Annotated in this window: 25 protein-coding genes; 15 read left to right on the top strand and 10 right to left on the bottom strand. The window is 36.4% G+C overall.

All coding sequences use genetic code 11. The features are described 5' to 3' along the window. The first annotated feature begins 21 nt into the window (after nucleotides 1-21). The 12 genes from ACKI3H_RS07010 (at nucleotide 22) to rsmI (ending at nucleotide 8453) form a co-directional block, all read left to right on the top strand. Nucleotides 22-333 carry a YbaB/EbfC family nucleoid-associated protein gene (locus tag ACKI3H_RS07010; RefSeq protein ID WP_013709924.1) on the top strand — a complete coding sequence of 104 codons (312 nt, stop codon included), beginning with the start codon at nucleotides 22-24 and terminating at the stop codon, nucleotides 331-333. A 101-nt stretch (nucleotides 334-434) separates the two neighbouring features. After that, nucleotides 435-1031 carry a recombination mediator RecR gene (recR, locus tag ACKI3H_RS07005; protein ID WP_013709925.1) on the top strand — a complete coding sequence of 199 codons (597 nt, stop codon included), beginning with the start codon at nucleotides 435-437 and terminating at the stop codon, nucleotides 1029-1031. A gap of 27 nt (nucleotides 1032-1058) precedes the next feature. Next, entirely contained in the window at nucleotides 1059-1298 is a 240-nt protein-coding gene (locus ACKI3H_RS07000) for a YaaL family protein (RefSeq protein ID WP_407371568.1), read from the top strand. Nucleotides 1299-1320: 22 nt separating this feature from the next. Continuing rightward, nucleotides 1321-2751: an aminotransferase class I/II-fold pyridoxal phosphate-dependent enzyme gene (locus ACKI3H_RS06995; RefSeq protein ID WP_407371567.1), complete on the top strand. Its 1431-nt coding sequence runs from the start codon at nucleotides 1321-1323 to the stop codon at nucleotides 2749-2751. A gap of 103 nt (nucleotides 2752-2854) precedes the next feature. Then, entirely contained in the window at nucleotides 2855-3490 is a 636-nt protein-coding gene (tmk, locus tag ACKI3H_RS06990; protein ID WP_407371566.1) for a dTMP kinase, read from the top strand. A 19-nt stretch (nucleotides 3491-3509) separates the two neighbouring features. After that, a complete protein-coding gene (locus ACKI3H_RS06985) occupies nucleotides 3510-3839 on the top strand; it encodes a cyclic-di-AMP receptor (protein WP_407371565.1) in 330 nt (109 codons plus the stop codon). A gap of 12 nt (nucleotides 3840-3851) precedes the next feature. Beyond that, nucleotides 3852-4838, top strand: coding sequence for a DNA polymerase III subunit delta' (holB, locus tag ACKI3H_RS06980; protein WP_407371564.1), 987 nt, complete (start codon nucleotides 3852-3854; stop codon nucleotides 4836-4838). Nucleotides 4839-4891: 53 nt separating this feature from the next. After that, on the top strand, nucleotides 4892-5236 hold the full coding sequence (locus ACKI3H_RS06975) for an initiation-control protein YabA (protein WP_407371563.1): 345 nt from the start codon (nucleotides 4892-4894) through the stop codon (nucleotides 5234-5236). Nucleotides 5237-5424: 188 nt separating this feature from the next. Next, nucleotides 5425-6411, top strand: coding sequence for an NAD(P)H-quinone oxidoreductase (locus tag ACKI3H_RS06970; protein WP_407371561.1), 987 nt, complete (start codon nucleotides 5425-5427; stop codon nucleotides 6409-6411). 66 nt (nucleotides 6412-6477) lie between these two features. Next, nucleotides 6478-7254, top strand: coding sequence for a tRNA1(Val) (adenine(37)-N6)-methyltransferase (locus ACKI3H_RS06965; RefSeq protein WP_407371560.1), 777 nt, complete (start codon nucleotides 6478-6480; stop codon nucleotides 7252-7254). Continuing rightward, nucleotides 7241-7597: a GIY-YIG nuclease family protein gene (locus ACKI3H_RS06960; protein ID WP_407371559.1), complete on the top strand. Its 357-nt coding sequence runs from the start codon at nucleotides 7241-7243 to the stop codon at nucleotides 7595-7597. Before ACKI3H_RS06965 ends, ACKI3H_RS06960 begins: the two co-directional genes overlap by 14 nt. Continuing rightward, complete coding sequence (rsmI, locus tag ACKI3H_RS06955) at nucleotides 7575-8453, top strand: 16S rRNA (cytidine(1402)-2'-O)-methyltransferase (protein WP_407371558.1); 879 nt, start codon at nucleotides 7575-7577, stop codon at nucleotides 8451-8453. The genes ACKI3H_RS06960 and rsmI overlap by 23 nt, the downstream gene beginning before the upstream one ends. A 112-nt stretch (nucleotides 8454-8565) precedes the next feature. Here rsmI and mscL read toward each other — a convergent pair whose 3' ends face one another. After that, on the bottom strand, nucleotides 8566-8973 hold the full coding sequence (gene mscL, locus ACKI3H_RS06950) for a large conductance mechanosensitive channel protein MscL (protein WP_407371557.1): 408 nt from the start codon (nucleotides 8971-8973) through the stop codon (nucleotides 8566-8568). Between the two features lie 238 nt (nucleotides 8974-9211). Between mscL and ACKI3H_RS06945 the strand changes: the two genes are divergently transcribed. Beyond that, complete coding sequence (locus tag ACKI3H_RS06945) at nucleotides 9212-10057, top strand: hypothetical protein (protein WP_407371556.1); 846 nt, start codon at nucleotides 9212-9214, stop codon at nucleotides 10055-10057. Between the two features lie 27 nt (nucleotides 10058-10084). Here the strand turns inward: ACKI3H_RS06945 and ACKI3H_RS06940 are convergent, their stop codons facing one another. Then, nucleotides 10085-11233 (bottom strand): NAD(P)/FAD-dependent oxidoreductase, encoded by a 1149-nt coding sequence (locus ACKI3H_RS06940; RefSeq protein ID WP_407371555.1) that lies wholly within the window; start codon nucleotides 11231-11233, stop codon nucleotides 10085-10087. 280 nt (nucleotides 11234-11513) lie between these two features. Further along, on the bottom strand, nucleotides 11514-12935 hold the full coding sequence (locus ACKI3H_RS06935) for an aspartate ammonia-lyase (RefSeq protein WP_407371554.1): 1422 nt from the start codon (nucleotides 12933-12935) through the stop codon (nucleotides 11514-11516). Nucleotides 12936-13197: 262 nt separating this feature from the next. Between ACKI3H_RS06935 and ACKI3H_RS06930 the strand changes: the two genes are divergently transcribed. Then, nucleotides 13198-13635: an Lrp/AsnC family transcriptional regulator gene (locus ACKI3H_RS06930; protein WP_407371553.1), complete on the top strand. Its 438-nt coding sequence runs from the start codon at nucleotides 13198-13200 to the stop codon at nucleotides 13633-13635. A 67-nt stretch (nucleotides 13636-13702) separates the two neighbouring features. Here ACKI3H_RS06930 and ACKI3H_RS06925 read toward each other — a convergent pair whose 3' ends face one another. The 4 genes from ACKI3H_RS06925 to ACKI3H_RS06910 all read right to left on the bottom strand — a co-directional run bounded on the left by ACKI3H_RS06925 (nucleotide 13703) and on the right by ACKI3H_RS06910 (nucleotide 19675). Continuing rightward, a complete protein-coding gene (locus ACKI3H_RS06925; RefSeq protein ID WP_407371552.1) occupies nucleotides 13703-14947 on the bottom strand; it encodes a glutamate-5-semialdehyde dehydrogenase in 1245 nt (414 codons plus the stop codon). 18 nt (nucleotides 14948-14965) lie between these two features. Next, a complete protein-coding gene (gene proB, locus ACKI3H_RS06920; RefSeq protein ID WP_350452139.1) occupies nucleotides 14966-15787 on the bottom strand; it encodes a glutamate 5-kinase in 822 nt (273 codons plus the stop codon). A gap of 203 nt (nucleotides 15788-15990) precedes the next feature. Next, a complete protein-coding gene (locus tag ACKI3H_RS06915) occupies nucleotides 15991-18633 on the bottom strand; it encodes a cation-translocating P-type ATPase (RefSeq protein ID WP_407371551.1) in 2643 nt (880 codons plus the stop codon). Nucleotides 18634-19156: 523 nt separating this feature from the next. Then, nucleotides 19157-19675 carry a type 1 glutamine amidotransferase domain-containing protein gene (locus tag ACKI3H_RS06910; RefSeq protein ID WP_407371550.1) on the bottom strand — a complete coding sequence of 173 codons (519 nt, stop codon included), beginning with the start codon at nucleotides 19673-19675 and terminating at the stop codon, nucleotides 19157-19159. Between the two features lie 169 nt (nucleotides 19676-19844). Between ACKI3H_RS06910 and mgsA the strand changes: the two genes are divergently transcribed. Next, nucleotides 19845-20273, top strand: a complete 429-nt coding sequence (gene mgsA / locus ACKI3H_RS06905; protein WP_407371549.1) for a methylglyoxal synthase — start codon at nucleotides 19845-19847, stop codon at nucleotides 20271-20273. 72 nt (nucleotides 20274-20345) lie between these two features. Here the strand turns inward: mgsA and ACKI3H_RS06900 are convergent, their stop codons facing one another. The 3 genes from ACKI3H_RS06900 to ACKI3H_RS06890 form a co-directional block, all read right to left on the bottom strand. Further along, nucleotides 20346-20606 (bottom strand): hypothetical protein, encoded by a 261-nt coding sequence (locus tag ACKI3H_RS06900; protein ID WP_407371548.1) that lies wholly within the window; start codon nucleotides 20604-20606, stop codon nucleotides 20346-20348. 203 nt (nucleotides 20607-20809) lie between these two features. Next, the gene (locus ACKI3H_RS06895; protein WP_407371547.1) at nucleotides 20810-22009 is read right to left on the bottom strand and encodes an amidohydrolase; all 1200 of its coding nucleotides are present in this window, start codon (nucleotides 22007-22009) and stop codon (nucleotides 20810-20812) included. A 48-nt stretch (nucleotides 22010-22057) separates the two neighbouring features. Beyond that, on the bottom strand, nucleotides 22058-22882 hold the full coding sequence (locus ACKI3H_RS06890; protein ID WP_407371546.1) for a MetQ/NlpA family ABC transporter substrate-binding protein: 825 nt from the start codon (nucleotides 22880-22882) through the stop codon (nucleotides 22058-22060). Nucleotides 22883-22894: the final 12 nt, after the last annotated feature.

Below are 22894 nucleotides of genomic sequence, written 5' to 3'. Positions count from 1 at the left end.
TCAATTGAGAGGAAGAATACAATGCGCGGAATGGGAAATATGCAAGGTATGATGAAACAAATGCAAAAAATGCAAAAAGATATGGCGAAAGCTCAAGAAGATTTAAATGCAAAAGAATTTATGGGAACATCTAATGGAGACTTGGTCACAGTAACGTTAACAGGAGAAAAGAAAATGAAAGACATCTCTATCAAACCTGAAGCCGTGGATCCTGAAGATATTGAAATGTTGCAAGACTTGATTATCTTGGCAACAAATGATGCTTTAGAAAAAGTAGAGGTAGAAACACAAGCTACTATGGGGAAATACACTAAAGGGATTCCCGGACTTTAAACTAATGAACCAAACAGATAATGATCAAAATGGGATTCCTTGTGGGTCCCGTTTTTTGAATTCTATAAAGTCCGTCTAAAGGATTAAGAAAGGAAATGACTATGCAATATCCAGAACCGATATCAAAATTAATGGACAGTTACATGAAACTACCTGGAATTGGAGCAAAAACAGCTGCGCGATTAGCCTTTTTTACGATTGATATGCGTGAAGAAGATGTAACTGATTTTGCTAAATCATTGATTAGTGCGAAAAGAGATTTGCATTATTGCTCCAATTGCGGCCAAATTACTGAAGATGATCCCTGTCAAATATGCCAAGACAAATCACGTGATAGAAGTACTGTTTTAGTAGTAGAAGATCCAAAAGATGTTATGGCGTTAGAAAAAATGCGTGAATATCATGGATTGTACCATGTGCTACATGGTGTTCTTTCTCCAATAGAAGGAACCGGTCCAGAAGATATCAATATACCAAGTTTAATCAAGAGATTGCAGTCTGACGAAATAAATGAAGTGATTATTGCAACGAATGCATCTGCTGAAGGCGAAGCCACAGCGATGTATTTATCAAGGTTAATCAAACCAGCTGGAATTAAAGTAACACGATTGGCTCATGGGCTTTCAGTAGGAAGCGACATCGAGTATGCCGATGAAATCACATTGCTGAAAGCAGTGGAAGGGCGTAGAGAACTTTAGACAGGATTTAGGAAGGAGGCTAACAAAATGCTATTTAAGAAAAAATACGCATTACGAAGAGAGTACGATGCAGCCTTGCTAAAATTGATGACGGAAACAAAAGGAAAATGGGAGTATGCTAAAAGAATTGAGCATTCCGTTATTGAAAAAGACAGTTTACTGTTTGCTCAAACCAAATTAGCTAAAGCGAAGTATTTCTATTTATTTAAAGAAGCAAAAAAAAGAAACATTAAAGGTGACACGTCTACTTTAGAATTCTTTAAGTAAACAAAAAAAAGGAGGAGCGAGGATGAATAAAAAAACTAACGGTGAAGAACAGCATCGTCGCCCTCTATTTGAAGTTTTAAATCAACATAGAAAGAAGGAAAAGGTTTCATTCCATGTACCTGGACATAAAAATGGTGTAAACTGGGATGAACACATAACTTCTTTTCATTCGATGCTTTCTTTTGATCAAACGGAAGTTTCAGAATTGGATTATTTGCATGAACCGGTTGGTGCTTTAAAAGAGAGTCAAGATTTGCTAGGTACACTGTATGGCAGCAAGAAAAGCTATTATTTGATCAATGGCTCGACTGTGGGTAATTTAGCAATGATTATGGGAGCCACAACTAAAGGAGACCAAGTATTTGTTGATCGCAATTGCCATCAATCCGTTATTCATGCACTAGAATTAGCTGAATTGCGTCCAATTTTTTTAACACCTGAACTGACAGACTCAGGCTCAACGCCTCTAGGAATTACTTTAGCAAGGTTGGAAGAAGCTTTTGAACACTACCCATCTATAACAGCATTGATCGTTACGTATCCTACATATGATGGAATGGTTTATCCTCTTGAGGAGTTAATTGCCTATGCAAGAAAAAGGAAATGCTTCGTTTTAGTAGACGAAGCTCATGGACCGCACTTTACACTAGGAGAACCATTTCCAACATCAGCATTAGATCTAGGGGCAGATGTAGTGGTACAATCGGCACACAAGATGCTGCCTTCCCTTACACAAACAGCTTATCTGCATCTTGGACATCATGTACCCCCTCTTACAAAACACAAAATTGAACATTATTTGCATGTTTTTCAATCGAGTAGTCCCTCTTATCCATTGATGCTCTCATTAGAATACGCGCGCTACTTTCTAGCCTTTTTTAATGAAAATGACTTGAAAGCCACTTTAGCGTATCGTGATTTGTGGAAAATTCAATTTGAGAAGGATGGTCTGAAGATCTTTCAGAGTAATGATCCGCTAAAAGTAAGAGTATCTTGGGAAAATCATAGTGGTGAAGCACTAGCGACACATCTAGAAAACCAAGGTGTTTTTAGTGAAAAGGTAGACCAGTTTACAGTGTTGCTAACCTTTCCATTATTGAAGCAAGCGACCGAAGTAAGAGAGCCTTTTTCTATACAATTACCGCAACACCCAAAAACGAATGAAATAAAAAACGAAAAAACTAAATTTCCAATAGCTTCTTATACGGAGCTAGACTTGAGCTATAAGAATCAAATGAGCAGTAGGATGGAGTACATTCTTTTAGCGGATTCTGAAGGGCAAATTGCTGCACAAAATATAACGCCCTATCCACCTGGTATCCCCTTGGTCTTAAAAGGGGAAAGAATTACAACTGAGCACATCAGACAATTGAACCATTTTATCAAGCAGTCAATGAGAGTGGTTGGACTCGGAAATAAAATGGAACTCACTGTTTTTTCTGAAAATGACTGATTCTATGGCTAACAATAAAGAAAAGCTATTAGACTGTCAGCCATAGATACAGTATAATGAAAGTAGCTATAAAGCTAAATTAAGAAGTTAGGGGCTTAGAATAGTGAAAGGCACATTTATTACAATTGAAGGTCCCGATGGTGCAGGTAAAACCAGCGTTATAAAGAAATTGATCCCAATGTTGGTAAAAGCAGTTCAACAAGATATTGTTGCAACAAGAGAACCTGGTGGAAGTCGGATCGCCGAAGAAATTCGTGAACTTATTTTAAATCCAACGAATACTGAAATGGATATGCGTACAGAAGCATTATTGTATGCAGCCGGTAGAAGGCAGCATTTAGTAGAAAAAATTATTCCAGCTTTAAAAGCCGGAAAAATAGTGATTTGTGATCGCTTTGTAGATAGTTCATTGGCTTATCAAGGAGTCGCTCGTGGTATTGGAGTTTCTGAGGTAGCTGAAATAAACCAATTTGCAACAGAAAATCTTTCTCCTGACATAACGCTTTACTTAGATATTGAAGCTTATGCGGGTTTAGAACGGATCAACCAAAATAAAAATAATCGCCAATTTGATCGTTTGGATCAAGAGACACTGGAGTTTCATGAAAAAGTTCGATCGGCGTATTTAATGATTGCAAACGAGCATCCTGATAGAATTGTTCAGATTGATGCAAGCCAAGATTTAAAAACAGTCGTTGAACAATGTTATCAAGTTATTATTGAGAAACTAAGAGTATAAAAAGAGGGGTTGATGTGCGATGAAATTAATATTAGCGATAGTTCAAGATAAAGACGGAGGACGTCTGTCTAATGAATTTGTAGATGCAGGCATACGTGCCACTAAGCTTTCAACAACTGGAGGCTTTTTAAAAGCAGGAAACACAACTTTTATTATAGGTGTTGAGGAAGAACGTGTGGATGACGTGTTAGATCTTATTCATAAAAATTGTCAATCCAGAGAACAATTTATGACTCCTCCTGTCAGTTTAGACGTTTCCATGGAAACAAATATGCCTTATCCAGTGGAAGTTCAAGTCGGTGGAGCTACTGTCTTTGTATTACCAGTTGATCAATTTCAACAATTTTAAATTCGGGTTGTGATGAAAATCGAAGAAAAATTAATTTGGCTACAGCCTTTATTACTTAAGCAATTCAAAAAGACAGTCCAACAAAAGCAATTAGCTCATGCGTACCTTTTTGAAGGCGTTTCAGGAACCGGTAAAAAAGAGATGAGTTTGTGGTTAGCAGCTAGTTTACTTTGCAAAGAAGGTTCTGAAAATCTCCCTTGTGAAAACTGCCAAAACTGCCGACGCGTCTTTGATCATCAACATCCAGATGTGATAGAAATTGTGCCAGATGGCTTATCTATAAAAGTAGAACAAGTTCGTAATTTAAAAGCAGAGTTTTCAAAAAGCGGAGTAGAAAGTCAACAGAAGATCTTCATTGTGGAAGATGTTGAAAAAATGACTCCAGGAGCTGCGAATAGTTTGCTCAAATTTTTAGAAGAACCTGAAGGTAGCGCCGTAGCATTTTTATTGACAACTGCTAAGAACCGCATACTCCCAACTATTTTATCGAGATGTCAATTGGTTCACTTTCAACCTTTAACTAAAAAGAAATTGATGACTGAACTTGAAGCTAAAGGACTTTCAAACAATCAGGCATCATTGTTGGTGCAATTGACCAATAGTGTAGAAGAAGCACTTGAACTGAATGAAGATGAATGGTTTCAAGAAGCCAAAACGATTATTTGGAAGTGGTTTACACTGATTACAAATAAAGATAATCAAAGTTTTATTTATGTGCAAACAACGATTATGCCTCATTTTAAGGATCGCGATGCACATCGAAGGTTAATAGATTTAATTTTGTTAGCCTATCGAGATATATTGATGCTCCATTATGGTACAGTTGATGTATTGGCGTATGCACGATATCAAAAAGAATTAGATTACATTAAAACACAGTATTCAAGTAAAGCCATGGTGCAAGCTATTGAAGCAGTCTTACTCAGTCGTAAAAAACTAGAGAGTAATGTTAATGCTCAAGGTGTTTTTGAACAACTAGTTTTACAATTAATGAAGTAAAAGGCATAAAGATGAATAAAACGATGATCATAGCAAAGAGTGGGTGAAAATGGATGGACAAAAAAACTTTATATGATAGTTTTACTCAAATAGAACTTGATACGGATGCTACTCTTCATCAAATTTCTAAAATAAAAAAAGAGGTTGAACGATTGGTTGAAGAGAATGCTACTCTTCGTATTGAAAATCAACACTTGAGAGACCGATTAAGTGATCTTGAAAAACTGCAACGATCAGACGAGGAAGTTGTAGAACCAGAAATGAGTAAATCGCGTTTAAATCTTGAAAAACTATATGAAGATGGATTTCATGTGTGCAATGTATTCTATGGTTCAAGAAGAGTAAATGATGAGCCTTGCGCCTTTTGTTTAGATGTAATTTATGGTGAAAGAAGATAACTGCCAACTGAATAAAAAAGACTTGTAACCGTATGGATGAAATGGCTACAAGTTTTTTGTGTTTGTCCTCGATTTTTGATCATGTAGCCGTTACTTTAGTGGATGAGTAGTTAAAGAAGATTCATAGAAAAGGCAACTGTTGCATGTTATAGTGAAATTAGCAGAAAACTAAGGAGGAAATGCATATAATGAAAGCTGTATCCATTAAACAACCAGGTGATAGTGAAGTATTAGAGATCCAAGAAAAGCCAATTCCAGAAGCCAAAGAAGATCAACTGTTAGTTAAAGTTAAAGCAAGCGCTATAAATAGAACCGATATCATGACACGCGAAAATAAGCAATTGGCTAAGCCTTATCCAATATTAGGAGTGGAAGTTGCAGGCGTTGTAGTTGAAAATAACAGTATAGTGCATAAAGAAATGGTTCCTGGAACACGCGTCGCAGGACTGGTGAATCATGGTGGTTATGCAGAGTATGTAGTAATGCCTTCAGATCGTGCCATTATTATACCGGATAACATGAACTATGAAGAAGCAGCAGCTATTCCAGAAGTCTTTCTAACGGCCTATCAAACCCTTTATTGGTTAGGAAATTTAAAACCAGAAGAGACGGTTTTGATTCATGCGGGAGCAAGTGGTGTAGGAACAGCAGCTATTCAGTTGGCAAAAAAAATGACAAAAGCACGGGTCATTGTTACTGCAGGTTCAGATGAAAAATTGCAGTTTTGTAAGGAACTGGGCGCAGATAAACTAATCAATTATAAAGAAGAAGAGTTTGATCAAATCGTACTAGACTACACTGAACAAAAAGGTGTTGATTTGATACTAGACTTCATTGGTGCTTCATATTGGGAAAAGAATTTTAATAGCATAAAAACCGATGGAAGTTGGATTGTAATTGGCGTATTAGGTGGAGCAATAGTCGAAAATGTCAATTTAGGTATGTTATTGCAAAAACGGATTACCTTAAAAGGTACGTTGTTAACACCAAGAAGCGATGAGTATAAAGCTCAGTTAACCAATGAGTTCATTGAAAAAGTTATGCCATATTTTGAAAAAGAATTAATCAAACCTATTGTAGATACTGCTTTTATGCTTGAGGATGTAGCTAAAGCTCATCGTTATATGGAAGAAAGTAAAAATACGGGAAAAATTATCTTGAAAATTGAAGAATAAACGAGTCATAAATAGGAGATTACTTACATCCTATTAGTGGATACACCATACTATATAGTCAAAACGATGATAATTGAAGGAAGTGTCATAGTGAATCAGTGGTTAAAAGGTGATGAACGGATGGATAAGTTGCTCAGTCACAACTTATCCATTATCCAGAGCCCATCAGTCTTTTCATTTTCATTAGATGCAGTATTGTTAGCAGATTTTGCTCAACCTGCTAAACATGATCGTGCCAAAGTGGTTGATTTATGTGCAGGTAATGGAGTTGTTGGCTTGTTGCTCAGTCAAAAAACAAGTAGTCCGATTATTGGAATTGAAATACAAGAAAGACTGGTTGGCATGGCAAAAAGAACCATCCAATTAAATGAACTAGAGCACCAAGTTTCTATTCTACATGGAGATTTAAGTGAAGCAACCAAGTGGATTAAAAAAGATACGGTGGATACAGTGACGTGTAACCCGCCGTACTTTGCTGTGGGAGAAAAAAGTATAAAAAATCCTAATTCTCATTTAGCCATTGCCAGACATGAGTTGCATACAAATTTAGATGAGGTTATGAAAGTTTCGAGCAATCTATTAAAAATGAATGGAAAAGCTTACTTTGTTCATCGTCCAGATCGGTTAATTGAAATCTTAGAAACCATGAAAAAATATCGGCTTGCTCCCAAAAAGATGCGTTTGGTTTACCCTAAAGTTGGAAAAGAAGCTAATACGCTATTGATTGAAGGGATAAAAGATGGAAAAGATACAGGATTTCGTGTTTTACCTCCGTTATTTGTATATAGCGAGGACAACAATTATCTACCAGAAGTGAGTGCAATGCTGCATGGAATCCATTAGTTATTTTTATGTCTTATATTGTCAAGATGGAAGTTTGTATGGCGGATATACGACAGATCTTGAGAGAAGAGAATTAGAACACAATCAAGGTATTGGCGCTAAGTATACTAAGCCCCAAACGAGAAGACCGGTAAAAATGATTTACGCAGAAGGGTACTATTCTAGAAGTGAAGCAACAAAAGCAGAATATGCTTTTAAAAAGCAAACTCGAAAAAATAAACTCGCTTATTTGACCAATCAAGGAATTATGTTTCCCGTGGAATTAACGAATCCATGTTTAGTGAATATGGAGCAAATGAATAGAAAGGAAGGTGAAAAAAATGCAGAGTCAAAAGAGTTTTGAGCAATCTCAAGGCGGAAGTTTATACCTTATCCCTACGCCTATTGGTAATTTGGAAGATATGACGTTTAGAGGAGTAAGATTGTTAAAAGAAGCAGATTTGATTGCTTCTGAAGATACGCGTACAACACAAAAGCTGTTGAATCACTATGAAATAAAAACACCTCAAATCAGTTTTCATGAGCACAATACACAAGAAAGAATTCATCAACTGATTGAAAAATTAGAAACCGGGATGACGATTGCACAGGTAAGTGATGCAGGAATGCCTTCTATTAGTGATCCTGGTCATGAATTAGTGGTAGCGTGTATCCAAGCAGGTATTTCAGTTATTCCTTTGCCTGGAGCAAACGCTGGACTAACAGCATTGATTGCTTCTGGCATAAGCCCTCAACCGTTTTATTTTTTTGGCTTTCTACCGCGTAAGAAAAAAGATCAACTCGTTGCTTTAGAAGAGTTGAACCATCGACCTGAAACGATTATCTTATACGAATCTCCTCACCGTTTAAAAGAAGTTTTGAAAAATATGTCAACTGTTTTTGGAATGAATCGCCGTATCGTTTGTTGCCGTGAATTAACGAAACGCTATGAAGAATTTATAAGAGGAACGATTGAAGAAGCGATTGAATGGTCTATGACGAATGAAATCAGAGGCGAATTTTGTTTGATAATTGAAGGTAATAGTGAAGGGACTCTTTTAGCAGAAGAAGACACTAGTTGGGAAACTTTATCACTAAAAGAGCATGTTGATGTAATGATAAACGACAGAGAATTGACTAGTAAAGATGCCATTAAAGAAGTTGCTAAATTGCGGGGGTTAAAAAAACAAGAAGTCTATGCAGCTTTTCATGAATTTTAGAGTTCTAAAAAATTTTAAAAAGCATTTGCCCTCTTCGTGTAATAGTCATTTAGAAGAGAGCAAATGCTTTTTAATGCTAGTAGCGCTTAGGGATTAAGATACTATATGAAACCTAGCTATTATGATTTTCTTTATCTGCTGCTAATAAATCGCGAATTTCTTTAAGGTATTGTTCTGCTACCGGAATTTCAACTTCATCAACAACTTCTTCGGCTTTTTTAAATTTATTTGCAGCATTATTAATGAATTTAATAAAGATAAAAATGACAAGCGCAATTAGAATGAAATCCACGACTGCTTGCAAGAAAGCACCATATTCTAACTTAGCACCTCCAACTTCAATGGATAAATTTTGAATATCCGTTCCGCCGGTCAAAATACCCACAAGAGGCATAATAATAAAATTGACAAGAGCAGTAACAATGGCTGTAAAGGCAGAACCGATAACAACACCGACGGCTAAATCAAGAACATTTCCTTTAAAAGCAAATGCTTTAAATTCATCCATAAATTTTTTCATATTTTCACCTCCATATAAGGATAAAATAAACATTTTTTTGAATTCAAACATTCTGTTCATTCATTTAACTATAACAGAATGTCTGTTTTATTGTCTACTGTCATGCGAAACACTTCATAATATCAAATGAACTAACGCTTAAACGATAAACTTTCACTAAATTATTTGAAATGAATGAGGAGTTAGATGAAATAGGGTATAATAATAGTAAGAAATAGTTTTACAAGGAGGAAAAGAAATGAAAAAAAATTGGAGTCGTCTATTAATCATCTCTTTAAGTATGGTGGCATTAAGTGCTTGTGGAACAAATAATGAAAATGAAGGAGCAACTTCTGAAGCAACACAATCAGAGTCTGTTGTATCGGAATCAACTGTATCCGAGTCATCATCCTCACAAGCAACAGATTCATCAACAGAAGAAGTATCATTACAAGAAACCTATAATAAAATGTACACAGATGGATTAGCTCAGTATGATGCTGAAAAATATGATGAAGCTGCAGGAACAATTGGCCTATTGCTACAAAATGATTTGTCTGAGTATGATGAGATCGAAACAAAAGCTACAAATTTGAAAGAAGACATAACACTTGCTCAAGCTCAAAAAGCTAAAGCAGATGAAGCTACAGCGCTTATTGAAAATTCTACTTATAAAACAGAACGAACTTCTGATTTAGCTGCTGAAGAATTTTCAACAGCTACAGGTAAAGACATCAAAACTGCTTCAGATGATGAAATTGGTAGTTGGTTAACAGAAAAGGACGCGGCAGCAAAGGAAGCAGCAGATAAGGCTAGTCAAGAAACAACTGAAGCAACACCGACACCTGAAGAAGAACTGAATAAAGTGTTAAATGAAGTTGTTTCAATTACTGGAATATCGCCAGAAGATAACCAATTTTATGCAACGAAAACATCTGAACAAATTTATACAATTGAAATTCGTCATTCACATGAGGTAGATGGAGTAGGAATCTCAAATATGGTGGGCATGTTCGAATATAATCTAGCAACAAAAGAGTTGAAAAAAATGGATCCATTAACGGGTGAATATTCTGTCTTCACTGGAACAGATTCTAGTATTTAAATACGAAAAAATAAGGACTTGAGATACTTATCTCAAGTCCTTATTTTTATTGTTCATTTTTTTAATGTATTGATCAACTGGATAATTAGAGAGTGGTAAGTCAGTAGCTTCACCTGAGATAAGCTGGCTTAACATGTGTCCAATCAAAGGTCCAGAAGTCAACCCTGAAGAACCTAAACCACTAGCTGTAAAAAGGTTAGGGTACTCTGGAATAACGCCAAAAAAAGGTGCAAAGTCAGATGTGTATGCTCTTGTCCCTACGCGGATTCCTGTAATGGTGGCATTCTTTAATCCAGGAGCGAGTTCTATCGCTTCTTCTAGCATGATCTCTAACTTTTCTTTAGTAGGTGTTAAATCATATCCGCCATCATTTTCATGAGTAGCTCCTACAATGATTTTTCCATGGGCGAAAGGTATAATATCTTTTTCACCATCAGGCATGATAACAGGCCAATCTGACATATCTTCTTGTAAACGGAGTTGAATTAATTGTCCTTTTTGTGGGCGAATATCAACGTCTAAACCAAGTGGGGCCAATAATTCAGGTAACCAGGCACCAACTGCTAAAACAACTGTATCATACGTTTTAGCATGGATATTCGTATGGATAACATACTCATTTGAGTTTGGAGAAGAGAGGGTAACTTTTTCTGAATAATAGTGAAGACCATTAGATTGAGCTTGATTAATCAGTTTTTCTGTCAATAATGAGCCATCTACTCGCGCACCACCTGAAGCAAATAAAGCAGATTCTTTAGAGTCATATAAAGGGAACTTAGCTTTGATTTCCTTTGGAGATAGAAGAGCCAATTCCCCAATCTCTGGAGCAGTTTCTAAACGTTTGAGCGCTGTTTTTTCTAATTTTTTTAATAAATCAAGATTCTTTTTAAAGACTAAAGCACCTACTTGTTGATAGATATCTGAATGAGTAAGCGATTCACCCAAATCATTCATAAGTTGTGGATAAAAAGCGGCGCCTTTTGAAGCTAATTGGTACCACTCTTTATTGCGTCGTTGAGATAGCCAGGGGCATATTATTCCAGCAGCAGCAGAAGTGGCTTGTCCTACCCCATCATCATAAAGAGCTACTTCATAATTTTTTTGACTAAGATAAAATGCAGAGGTAGCTCCTACGATACCACCGCCGATAATTGCAATTCGCTTGCGTTGTGTCATTGATCCTCATCCTTTTCATCTATAGCTACATGTATTTATTCATGAATAGTAAAGTACTGATGTCCCACGAACTTTTTATCACAACCGTACTTTGCGTATGTGCATAAAAAAATTCTTTATAATTACTCTAGGATCAACTGTCCAAGACCAATAAAAAGAATCCTCATATGATTAAGTATAAAACAAATAATGATTTTTATACATGAGATTTACTAAAAGAATGAAAAAACTTATCGATTACTATGAAAAGTGGTCAATTTTAACGAGTATCTCAAACTAGTTAAAATTTTATGGAGATTGGGACATGGTTTGATGAAACAATACCTTTAGCTAATTTTTCTAAATCAAGAAGTTCATTGATTTTTTCTGGTGATAGCCAATTCTTTTCAAGGAGAATATGGCGAATGGAACGTCCAGTTTGTAAGGATTCTTTTGCTAATTCACTTGCTTTTTGATAACCAATCAAAGGACAAAGAGCGGTAACGATTCCGGGGCTTTGTTCAACTTGATTCCGACAGTGTTCCTCATTGGCAGTAATGCCAATAATACAGTTATCCGTTAAGGTCATCACAGCATTTGTCAGTAATTCTATAGAACTAAAAAGATTCCGGAAAATAATAGGTTCAAATGGATTTAGTTCAAGTTGACCAGATTCGGCAGCCATGGTAATCGTAAGATCATTTCCTATAATTTGAAAAGCTACTTGAGAAACGACTTCTGGAATGACAGGGTTAACTTTTCCTGGCATGATTGAAGATCCATTTTGCATCGCGGGCAAATTAATTTCTCCGAAACCAGTTGTTGGGCCACTAGACAATAAACGGAGATCATTGCACATCTTGGATAGAGTAACAGCGGCTGTTTTTACAACTCCTGAAACACGAACGAATCCATCAACGTTTTGAGTAGCATCATACAGATTATCAGCTTGCTGTAAGGGTAATTTCAGTTCATGGGCAAGATTTTTAGCAATGGTCGCTGAATAGCCCACGGAGGCATTAATGCTATTTCCAATAGCTGTAGCGCCAATGTTAAGAGTATACATCTCACTTGTTATAGTAGTTAACTGTTGAATGTCACGCTGGACAGCAGATTGATAGGCTTTGAAAGAACGTCCTAAAGTTGTAGGTACAGCATCTTGCAATTGCGTTCTTCCCATTTTAATAACGTTTGAAAATTCAGTTGCTTTTCGTTCCAATGTTTTTTCTAAAGAGGTAAGAGTTGAGATGAGGTGTGGCAGCAGTTCTAAGACCGTTAGCTTTCCGGCTGTTGGAAAAACATCATTCGTTGATTGAGAACAGTTCACGTGATCATTAGGGTGCACCAATTCATAAGTTTCTTTTGTTCCTCCAAGAAGTTCACTGGCCCGGTGTGCAATCACTTCATTCATATTCATATTTGCTGAAGTTCCGGCGCCTCCTTGAATAGCATCAACAATAAAATCATCTTGAAAGTGTCCTGCAATAATTTCATCACTTGCTTTACAGATAGCTTCTGTAATTGGAGTTGATAGGTTTTTTTCTTGATAATTAGTGATTGCAGCTATTTTTTTAATGAGTGCTAATTTTTTTATAAGGATAGGATGCAGCTTTTCACCGGATAGGGAAAAATTGTTTTTTGCTCGTAGGGATTGTACTCCGTAATAAGCTTCATTTGGAATCGGTAAGCTGCCGATTGAGTCAAATTCTATTCGTGTATTCATTTCTGTCACACTCCTCAAATGTAGGGGTAAAAGACTTTTGTTAAAATCTATTTTAAAAGATAACATGCTAGAATCGAGGAGTAAATAGCTAAAGAATAAAGAAAAACTAAATATTGGTATAGGTGTTCCTCGGATTATATAATACGATATTTGCTTGATTAAACTTTGTTTTATTAAGTGTGAATTTTTTTATATTTGAAATGTCTACCTCAATCTGTATAATCTAAATAGAAAGAAAATCTTAAGAAAAGGATGGGATAAAATGGATAGTATTGATAAAAAGATTATTCAATTATTGGGAGATAATGCACGAACATCACTAAAAGAGATTGCTGCTGAAACATTTTTATCCTCTCCAGCTGTCTCTACACGGATTGCTCGTTTAGAGAATGAAGGTATCATTACAGGCTATTCAGCTCAAATAAATTTACATAAGTTAGGGTATCATATTACTGCGTTCATCAATTTGGAATTGAGCCCTAAGCAAAAGCCGACATTTTATCCATTTGTAAAAGTGTGTCCTAATATCCTCGAATGCAATTGTGTAACCGGAGAGTATTCCATGCTTTTAAAAGTAGCTTTTCCATCTACGGTTGAGCTGGATGGGTTTATCGGTGAATTACAGCAGTTTGGAAAAACTTATACACAGATTGTTTTTTCAACTAGCATAGAACCAAGAGGGATTCAGTTAAAAGAATAGAAGGACATAAAAAAGATCTCGCTTTCCATGGGAAAGTGAGATCTTTTTTTGATTTTAGGGCTAAGTTTTATCGAATCTGTCCCTCACCAAAGATAATGTATTTGGATGAAGTCAGTTCATTTAGACCCATTGGTCCACGGGCATGTAATTTTTGAGTACTTATTCCAATTTCAGCACCAAATCCAAATTCGAAACCATCTGTAAAACGAGTAGAAGCATTAATGTAAACAGCAGCAGAGTCAACTTCGCGATGAAATTGAAGACCTGAAGCATAATCATCTGTCACGATGGCTTCAGAATGGCCAGTACTGTAACGGTCAATGTGTTCAATCGCTTCATCTAGAGAAGAAACAACCTTAATAGCTAAGATAAAGTCTAAGAATTCTGTTTCCCAGTCTTCTTGAGTAGCTGGTATGGCTTTTTTCAAATAGGATAAGGCTTTTTCATCTGCTCTTAATTCAACATTCCACGGAGCTAAAGCTTTTTCAATTACAGGCAAAAAGCTTTCCGCTACGTCTTCATGAATCAATAAGGTTTCAGCAGCATTGCATACAGAAGGTCTAGAACATTTGGCGTTTACAATAATATCAGTTGCCATTGCTAATTGAGCATCTTTATCAATATAGATATGGCAATTTCCTGTTCCAGTCTCAATTACAGGGACGGTAGCTGTTTCTAAAACGGCTTGAATTAATTTTGCTCCACCACGTGGAATCAAAACATCCAAATAACGATTTAATCGCATCATTTCGTTAGAGCTTTCGCGTGTGATATCTTCAACCAATTGAATCGTTGTAGCAGGAAAGATTGTTGTTTCAAGTGCATCTTGCAAAATGCGAACGAGCGCTTTATTTGAATGGATGGCTTCCTTACCGCCACGTAAAATGACCGCGTTACCGGCCTTGAAACACAATGATCCCGCATCGGTCGTTACATTTGGACGAGATTCATAAATGATCCCAATGACTCCTAATGGAACACGTTGTTTTCCAATCGTTAATCCAGCTTCGTTTTTCCACATTCCATCAACTTTTCCAATTGGATCGGGTAAGTCGGCTATTTTAAGGATTCCATCAGCCATAGCTTCGATGCGTTCCTTGGTTAAGATTAAACGATCCATCATATTTTCTGATATTCCGTTTTCTTTAGCAGCTGTTAAATCTATTTTATTTGCTGTAAGAATAGTGTCTGTATGAGCAATCAAAGCTTGGCTCATTAATTTTAATGCTTCATTTTTTTCAGGTGAAGTAGCTCTTGCAAGCGAGCGTGCCGCTTTCTTTGCTTTTTCACCTAATTGAATCAATGTTTCCATAAAAACACTCCTTCTAATTTAGTCAGCTGAGAATAAGGTTCCTATTTGTTTGCCCTCAATAATATCAAAAATAATCGTGGGGTCTTCACCGTTAGCCAATACCATTTGACTGGTATTTTTTAAAATATGATTAGCAGCAATCAACTTTGTAGACATTCCGCCAGTTCCATAGCTAGATCCTTTTCCACCCGCAAGAGCGTATAAGTCATCCGTAATGGTGTGTATTTCGTGAAAGAGAACAGCGTCAGGCTCATCGTTTGGGTTTTTATTATAAAATCCGTCAATATCTGATAACATAATCAGTAAATCAGCGTCCGTAATTTCTGCAACAATAGCAGATAGACGATCGTTATCACCGAATTTAGTTAAGTGATCCAATTCATCAACTGCAACAGTATCATTTTCATTTACGATTGGAATAATACCTTTTACAAGTAATTGTTCAAATGTATTGATCGCATTTAGACGGCTAGTTGGAAATTCTACAATATCACGTGTCATTAACACTTGGCCGATAATTTGTCCATAGCCATAAAAGAATTTGCTGTATAAATTCATCAATTCGGTTTGGCCTACAGAAGCTACAGCTTGTTGTTCGGGAATCGTTCTTGGTCTTTCGCTAAGGTGCAGACGAGAGATTCCCACTCCCACAGCTCCAGAAGATACTAGAATCACTTCTTTGCCTTGGTTTTTTAAATCAGATAAGACAAAAGCTAATTTTTCTAGACGTTGTAAATTAATAGTACCATTAGGGTACATAATCGTGCTGGTTCCAACTTTTACAACGATTCGTTTACATGAAGATAATAATTGTCGAGAAGTAGTCGTCATTTTTTTCATCCATTCTATACTTGATAACCCTGAAAAGTTTGGTTTAGTTTAATGAATGTGTTCATTAAACAGTAAGGCACTCTATTCCATTTATTCTACCAGTTTCTAAGGGAAAAAACTATTTTTTCTGGCTTTAGATTAAAGAGATAAAAGAAAAAAAAGACCCTGGCAGATGCCCAGGACCTTTTCTTATTTAGTTTCTTTCCGACAACTTAAAATGTTTTATTCATTTTACGCATAATAAACTTTTGTAGTTCAACTACTATAAGAATAGTAAGAGATAGTCCAATAGCGATCAACCAATGCGTCATACTTATAGCAACTAAGTTAAAAATACCAGCTAAGAATGGTACAGTAGCCACTAGAGTAATCAATGCAATTGAGAGCATTGCTAACCAGAACAAGTTCATATTGGATGTGATTCCAACTTTAAATATAGATTCTTTGCTACGCGCATTGAAAATGTGTAGTACAGAAGACCAACCAAGAATTAAGAAAGCCATTGTTTGACCAACTTCATGACTTGCGGTGATCGTAGAATCAATATCAATAAATGAACCCACGTAAAAACCAATAAGGGTAATAATAGTGAACGTTAGAGCTGCAATCGCAATATTTCGATAGCCGCCTTTAGCGAAGATGCTTTCACCTTTAGCTGTTGGTTCATTAGACATAATAGTTGGATCAGCTTTTTCTCTGCTTAATGCAAAACCAGGAATTCCATCCGCTACCACATTAACAAATAGCAGTTGGATAGCAATGACTGGTAAGCCCCAGCCCATAATAACGGCGATTAACATAATGAGAATTTCTGAAATATTACATGATAATAAGAAATAAACGGTTTTTTTAATATTTTCATAAACACGTCTGCCTTCTTCAACAGCATGAACAATGGTATCAAATTTGTCATCGGTCAAGATCATGTCAGAAGCACTTTTAGCTACTTCAGTACCGGTAATTCCCATAGCAGTACCAACATCAGCTGCTTTTAAAGCAGGTGCATCGTTGACGCCATCTCCGGTCATGGCTACAACGTCTCCATGTGATTGCCAAGCTTTAACGATTCGAATCTTGTCTTCAGGAGAAACACGTGCATAAACCGAATAATCACGAATGCTTTCTTTTAGTTTTTCATCTGAAAGTTTACCTAATTCAGCACCTGTGATGGCTTTATCGTCTTCTTCAAAAATACCGATTTGCTTAGCGATAGCAGAAGCTGTAGCAGCATGGTCACCAGTAATCATAATAGTTTTAATACCGGCTGACTTGGCTTCTTTAACGGCTTGGATACTTTCTTCTCTTGGAGGGTCAATCATTCCGACGATCCCAGCAAATGTAATCCCATCTTCGAGCTCTTCGGGAGTTAAATCTTCTGGAAGTGTGTCATATGTTTTATATCCAACAGCAATAACACGTAAAGCATCATTAGCAAACGAGTCATGGATATCTCGTGCATTTTGACCTCCTTCATCTGTAATAGACGAAAATTCCACTGGTAAACGATCAAAAGCTCCCTTAGTAATGGAAATGTAATGCCCATCTATCTCATGAACAGTCGTCATCAACTTACGACTAGAATCAAAAGGTATCTCATGTACACGCGGGTAAGACTCATCTAAATCATCTTTCTGTAGTCCTTTTTTCTGTAACAAGCGAATAATCGCTGTTTCAGTAGGATCTCCACTAATAACTTCTTCGCCATCACGATCTTCAATCGTCGCATTTGAGGCTAGGCTCATCATCTTAAGAACCCATTTTTCATCATCACCAAACTCATTTTTTACATTTATTGGTTCATGAGGAAAAGCCCAAAGCTTTTGAATGGTCATTTGATTTTGAGTTAATGTTCCTGTTTTATCTGAGGCAATAACAGAAGCACTACCTAAAGTTTCAACGGAAGGTATGGTTCGGATGATCGCATTGCGATCTACCATGTTTTTCACACCATTAGCTAATGAAATAGTGACGATAACAGGTAAGGTTTCAGGAACGGCTGCAACAGCAAGTGATACAGCAGCCATTAGGCTAAGGATAAAAGCTTCTCCTTGAAGGAAGCTTAAAGTGAAAATAATGATCCCAGCAATTAAAGCTATCACACTTATTTGTTTTCCTAAACTATCCATTCTAGATTGTAAAGGCGTTTTCCCTTGTTTAGTACTGTTCAATAAGTCTGCAACGGAACCCATTTCTGTTTCCATACCAGTTGTTACAACGATAGCTTTTGCTCGACCGTTGGTAACTAAGGTTCCAGAAAAAACGGTATTAAATACATCACCTACAGGGCTGTCTTCTTCAATTTCGGCGTTTTCGTCTTTTTCAACGGGCACACTTTCACCAGTTAAAGCAGACTCTTCGACTTGTAAATCACCACTAGAAATTAAGCGAGCATCTGCAGGTATTTGATCACCTGCTTCTAATAGTATAATGTCTCCTGGTACTAAATCGGTAGCGTCAATAACGTCTTCTTGACCATCTCGTATAACGCGCGCTTGTGGAGCAGATAAACTCTGCAGCGAAGCCAAAGCTTTCTCTGCTTTTCCTTCCTGTCTTAGAGCAATAACAACATTGATGACAATAATAGAGAAGATGACAATAGGTTCTGAGAAATCGTCGGGGTGTTCAGTAATGGCAATATACGTGGAGATAATTCCGGCAAGGATCAAGATAATAACGGTGACATCTTTTAATTGATCCAGAATCTTCGAAAATAAAGAAACACTTTCTTCTTCATCAAATTTGTTGGCACCAAATTGTTTTTTGTGTTCTTCTACTTCCGTTGGGGATAACCCTGTTTCTGCGTTACTGTTGAACTGTGATATAATGGAATCTAATTTTTTTGTTCTAAAATCCATAACATTCCTCCTAATAAGTATTTTTAACAAAATGGATGTAACAAGTTAATTAGACAAGCAACCACTTGTTTGTTTTGGTAAGTATACCAATGTTTTTTTGACTTTGTCAAGTTAGGAGATTCAAAAAATAAGCAGTCTCAAAAAATAGTAGGAATTATTTTCTGAGAAAAAAAACCACCCATATAAATGAGTGGTAAAAGAATCCTTACTTTTCCTTTGGAGGAAAAAAGGCGATTAAAAAAGTTGGTTGTTATTGGTATATCGAAACTATAGCGATAAGTTATGAATAAAGTGTGATAAAAGGTTTATCTATCTCTTAAGGTAAAGTTAAAAATAAAAAAAGCTATCTCAATTAAGAGATAGCTAGGGGATAAGTCTCTTTTCAATAGGGGGGAGAAAAGAGAATGAAAATGAATTCAATTTATTTTAACAACATTTATAGTTTAGCATAACCAACTAAATAACCTATGATAAACAGATAAAAAATGTAATGGAATTAAATTAAAAATTACTTATTTAATCCTTAATCCGCTAAAGCCCTCAAGATTGCTTTATTAAAAGCGGGAAGATCTTCTGGTGTACGGCTGGAAATGATGCCACTTTCGTCTTCCACAACTTCGCTGTCTTCAAATAATGCACCTGCATTTTTTAAGTCGACGCCCACTTGTTTAACAGCAGTCATTCTTTTGCCTTTAACAACTTCAGCGTTAATAAGAAGTTGTGGACCGTGGCAAATTGAAAAAATAGGTTTTTTAGCATCAGCGAATGCCTTGGTAAAGGCTAAAAATCGATCATCTGATCTTAATTGATCTGGTGAAAAACCTCCGGGAATCAATAGTGCATCGAACTCTTCCGGTGAAACATCCTCAATACCTTTATCAATGGTAATGGTGGTTTCTCCTTTTTTACCAGTAACAGTATTTCCTGCTTTTTTCTCGATAGTGATCACTTGATGACCGGCATTTGTTAAAGCCTCTTTTGGAGAAGTGAATTCGACATCTTCAAATAAATTGGTCACAACTGTTGCAATTTTCTTTCCCATGTATAATCCCTCTTTCCTTAAATTTTAACTACAATAAGTGTAACGCAGATGAAAAGTGTCTTCAAGTAATAGGCTTTTCTACATAAAGTAATCGTTAACCTAGTCTTATCTTTTTTATCAAGTACATGTTATCATTAAATAATAAAAGGTAGAATGGAGTTGGAAAGAGATGAATATTGCATTTATTGCTCATGATAAGAAAAAAGACGAAATGGTAAAATTAACCACAGCTTATCGAGAAATTATCAAGGATCACCAAATATTTGCGACAGGAACTACTGGGCAGCGGATTATTGACGCGACTGGTTTAGATGTTCATCGCTTTAAATCAGGGCCACTTGGTGGAGACCAACAAATTGGGGCATATGTATCGGATAATAAAATAGATTTAGTTATTTTTTTAAGAGATCCGTTAACGGCACAACCCCATGAACCAGATATTTCAGCGTTGCTCAGGTTATGTGATGTTTATGAGATACCTTTAGCAACAAACCTCGGAACAAGTGAAATTTTATTACGAGGCTTAGGAAATGGCTTTATTGAATGGCGCAAAGTACAACGGGAAGCCCAATTAAAAGAGCTAGAAGAATATGAATAAAAAGATGGAGCTGGGACAATTTCCTAGCTCCATCTTTTTATTTACAAGCCACATTTTAATTGAGCATTGCAGTTAATACAAGTATTGCAAAACGCCTAAATCTTCTACTGTTACTTGTCGACAGATGGGACAAGTATCTCCAACTTCATTTCCATGCTTATGTTCTTCGTTAATAGGAGCGACATGAACCGTTTTTTGTGCTGAGGGTGACAATTCTTCTTTTGTTTCTTCATCCGTTATCGGATGTACTTGTGGGAAAGCTTGGATGGCCTCATTTAATTTATAAATATTTAGCTGCATATTTATAGAGGTATTTGCGATTATGGGTATCACTCCTTAATAATGTATGTAAATCAATAAATAGGCATAATGTGCTATATGTCGTCATGAGAACTTCACGTTACACTGTATGTAGTGTTTTTTTCATTAAAAAAGAGAATGAAAAATCATAAAAAATAAAAAGATTGAAACGAAAACAACTCGCTTCAATCTTTTACAGCATTTTTTCAGAAAATAAATTTTAATAATAGTTGATGTTACTGTTCATCATTTAAAAAATCAAGTGCATAGTTGACGTGTAGTTCTGTAGCGATAGCTAATCCGCGTTCATCAATGTCAAAGTTTTCATGATGGTGTCCATACCACGTATCCGTATTAGAAGGGTCTTTTGTTCCAACACGAGCATACACACCTTCAGCAACGGCTAAAAAGTCAGCGAAATCATCTGCTCCTAAGCTTTTTGGATTATCTTGAATGATATTTTTTGCGCCTACAATGTCAGCTCCGACACGAGCTGCACGACTTGCCGCAGTTTGGTGGTTGATAAGCGGAGCAGCCGCATCGTAATTTTCAAATTCAACTGTAGTACGATGGGCTGTTGCAACATCTCGTGCCACACGTTCAACAGCCTCTAAGACAAATTGACGTGTTGTGTGGCTGAAAGTACGAACCGTTCCTTCAAGAGAAGCTTCATTGGCAATAATATTGTAACGAGTTCCGGCATTTAATACGCCTACAGCAACTACGACATTATCTAAGGGACTAACTTCACGAGCAACAATGCTTTGCAATTCAACAGTAATGGCAGCAGCAGTCAGTAAAGCATCTCTTCCTAAGTCCGGTCTAGCAGCATGTCCACTTTCGCCAGCCACTTTAATTTTAAAAATATCACAAGAAGCATTCGTTGGGCCTGCAGTAGCAACGATTTTTCCAGTTTCAATAGAAGAATCGACATGAATGCCAAAAACTTGATCAACATTGTTAACAAAACCGCCAGCCACAAATTGTCTTGCACCAGCGCCGATTTCTTCAGCTTGTTGGAAAGCTAGTTTGATAGTGCCAGAAAAATCAGCTTCATGTTTTTTTAAAATTTTTGCAGCTCCTAATAAAGCTGAGGTATGACCATCATGACCGCAAGCATGATGCAAACCTTTTTTAATTGATTTATAGGGCTTATCTTTAGCATCTTCTAATTCAAGCGCATCAATATCTGCTCTTAAGAGAATGGTTTTACCTGATCCTTTTTTATCAATGATCGTTCCGATAGCTCCTGTTTCACCCACAGATTCGTAAGGGATTTCTAATTTATCTAGTTGGTTTTTGATAAATTTAATCGTTTCATATTCTTTTAAACTTGGTTCAGGGTGTTGATGAAGATAACGGCGTAACGCAATCACTTCTTCAGCTCCTTGTTGAACTTCTTCATGTATTGTAGATCGAGTAAGTAATGTTGACATTAATTATCATCCTCTCTAATTTAGTTGGCACTTTCTATTTGTATCTAATTACCAAACTGGAATAGAAGAACCTTTTGATGTTTCGGCAATCACTTCTTTTGTGTCTTCAGCTTGATAAGCTTCGATAATTTTTTGAAATACTTCATTATCTTTATCTTCATCTCTTGAAACAATCGCATTGTAATAAGGGTCCGATGAGTCAGTAACCGGTTCTAAGAAAACTGCATCCTCGGTTGGAATGAATCCTGCATCAACAGCCATTCCACTATTGATAACGGAAGCATTCACATCATCTAAAGCACGAGCAGTTTGAGAAGAGTCTAATGTTTCGAATGTTAAGTTTAAAGGATTAGAGGTAATGTCTTCGACTACAGGGATTTGTTTTTTTGAAGGATCAACTTCAATTAAACCGGCTGTTTGAAGTAATAATAAAGCTCTTCCTTCATTAGAAACATCATTTGGAATAGCAATCACATCGTTTTCTTTTATTTCAGATACGTCTTTAACTGTTGATGAATAGATACCTAGAGGTGCAATGACTGTGTCAGCGATAGCGACTAAATTTTCTCCATGGTCTTCATTAAATGAATCCATAAAAGTTTTCGTTTGAAACGAGTTTAAATCTAATTCTCCTTCAGCAAGAGCGACATTCGGTGTAGCGTAATCCGTAAATTTGACCAGTTCAATTTCAATACCATCTGCGGCTAATTTTTCTTTCACAAAATCCCAAACTTCATTCACTTCACCAACTACTCCAATTTTAATGGGTTCAGATGCTTTAGCATCTGAAGACGTATCCGTTCCACAAGCTGTTGTTGCCAGAAGTCCTAATGCTAAGGTTAATCCTAAAAATCCTTTTTTTAATCTTTTCATGTTATTTTCCTC

The organism is Carnobacterium sp. (assembly GCF_045617425.1).
In the GTDB taxonomy this organism is placed as follows: domain Bacteria; phylum Bacillota; class Bacilli; order Lactobacillales; family Carnobacteriaceae; genus Carnobacterium_B.
Note: the sequence above shows the minus strand (reverse complement) of the source record. Positions and strands in the feature narration are given on the sequence as shown.

Coding starts and splice junctions, on each gene's coding strand:
- ACKI3H_RS07010 (WP_013709924.1), top strand. CDS start 22: ATGCGCGGAATGGGAAATATGCAAGGTATGATGAAACAAATGCAAAAA.
- recR (WP_013709925.1), top strand. CDS start 435: ATGCAATATCCAGAACCGATATCAAAATTAATGGACAGTTACATGAAA.
- ACKI3H_RS07000 (WP_407371568.1), top strand. CDS start 1,059: ATGCTATTTAAGAAAAAATACGCATTACGAAGAGAGTACGATGCAGCC.
- ACKI3H_RS06995 (WP_407371567.1), top strand. CDS start 1,321: ATGAATAAAAAAACTAACGGTGAAGAACAGCATCGTCGCCCTCTATTT.
- ACKI3H_RS06985 (WP_407371565.1), top strand. CDS start 3,510: ATGAAATTAATATTAGCGATAGTTCAAGATAAAGACGGAGGACGTCTG.
- holB (WP_407371564.1), top strand. CDS start 3,852: ATGAAAATCGAAGAAAAATTAATTTGGCTACAGCCTTTATTACTTAAG.
- ACKI3H_RS06975 (WP_407371563.1), top strand. CDS start 4,892: ATGGACAAAAAAACTTTATATGATAGTTTTACTCAAATAGAACTTGAT.
- ACKI3H_RS06970 (WP_407371561.1), top strand. CDS start 5,425: ATGAAAGCTGTATCCATTAAACAACCAGGTGATAGTGAAGTATTAGAG.
- ACKI3H_RS06965 (WP_407371560.1), top strand. CDS start 6,478: ATGATAATTGAAGGAAGTGTCATAGTGAATCAGTGGTTAAAAGGTGAT.
- ACKI3H_RS06960 (WP_407371559.1), top strand. CDS start 7,241: ATGGAATCCATTAGTTATTTTTATGTCTTATATTGTCAAGATGGAAGT.
- rsmI (WP_407371558.1), top strand. CDS start 7,575: ATGCAGAGTCAAAAGAGTTTTGAGCAATCTCAAGGCGGAAGTTTATAC.
- mscL (WP_407371557.1), bottom strand. CDS start 8,973: ATGAAAAAATTTATGGATGAATTTAAAGCATTTGCTTTTAAAGGAAAT.
- ACKI3H_RS06945 (WP_407371556.1), top strand. CDS start 9,212: ATGAAAAAAAATTGGAGTCGTCTATTAATCATCTCTTTAAGTATGGTG.
- ACKI3H_RS06940 (WP_407371555.1), bottom strand. CDS start 11,233: ATGACACAACGCAAGCGAATTGCAATTATCGGCGGTGGTATCGTAGGA.
- ACKI3H_RS06935 (WP_407371554.1), bottom strand. CDS start 12,935: ATGAATACACGAATAGAATTTGACTCAATCGGCAGCTTACCGATTCCA.
- ACKI3H_RS06930 (WP_407371553.1), top strand. CDS start 13,198: ATGGATAGTATTGATAAAAAGATTATTCAATTATTGGGAGATAATGCA.
- ACKI3H_RS06925 (WP_407371552.1), bottom strand. CDS start 14,947: ATGGAAACATTGATTCAATTAGGTGAAAAAGCAAAGAAAGCGGCACGC.
- proB (WP_350452139.1), bottom strand. CDS start 15,787: ATGAAAAAAATGACGACTACTTCTCGACAATTATTATCTTCATGTAAA.
- ACKI3H_RS06915 (WP_407371551.1), bottom strand. CDS start 18,633: ATGGATTTTAGAACAAAAAAATTAGATTCCATTATATCACAGTTCAAC.
- ACKI3H_RS06910 (WP_407371550.1), bottom strand. CDS start 19,675: ATGGGAAAGAAAATTGCAACAGTTGTGACCAATTTATTTGAAGATGTC.
- mgsA (WP_407371549.1), top strand. CDS start 19,845: ATGAATATTGCATTTATTGCTCATGATAAGAAAAAAGACGAAATGGTA.
- ACKI3H_RS06895 (WP_407371547.1), bottom strand. CDS start 22,009: ATGTCAACATTACTTACTCGATCTACAATACATGAAGAAGTTCAACAA.
- ACKI3H_RS06890 (WP_407371546.1), bottom strand. CDS start 22,882: ATGAAAAGATTAAAAAAAGGATTTTTAGGATTAACCTTAGCATTAGGA.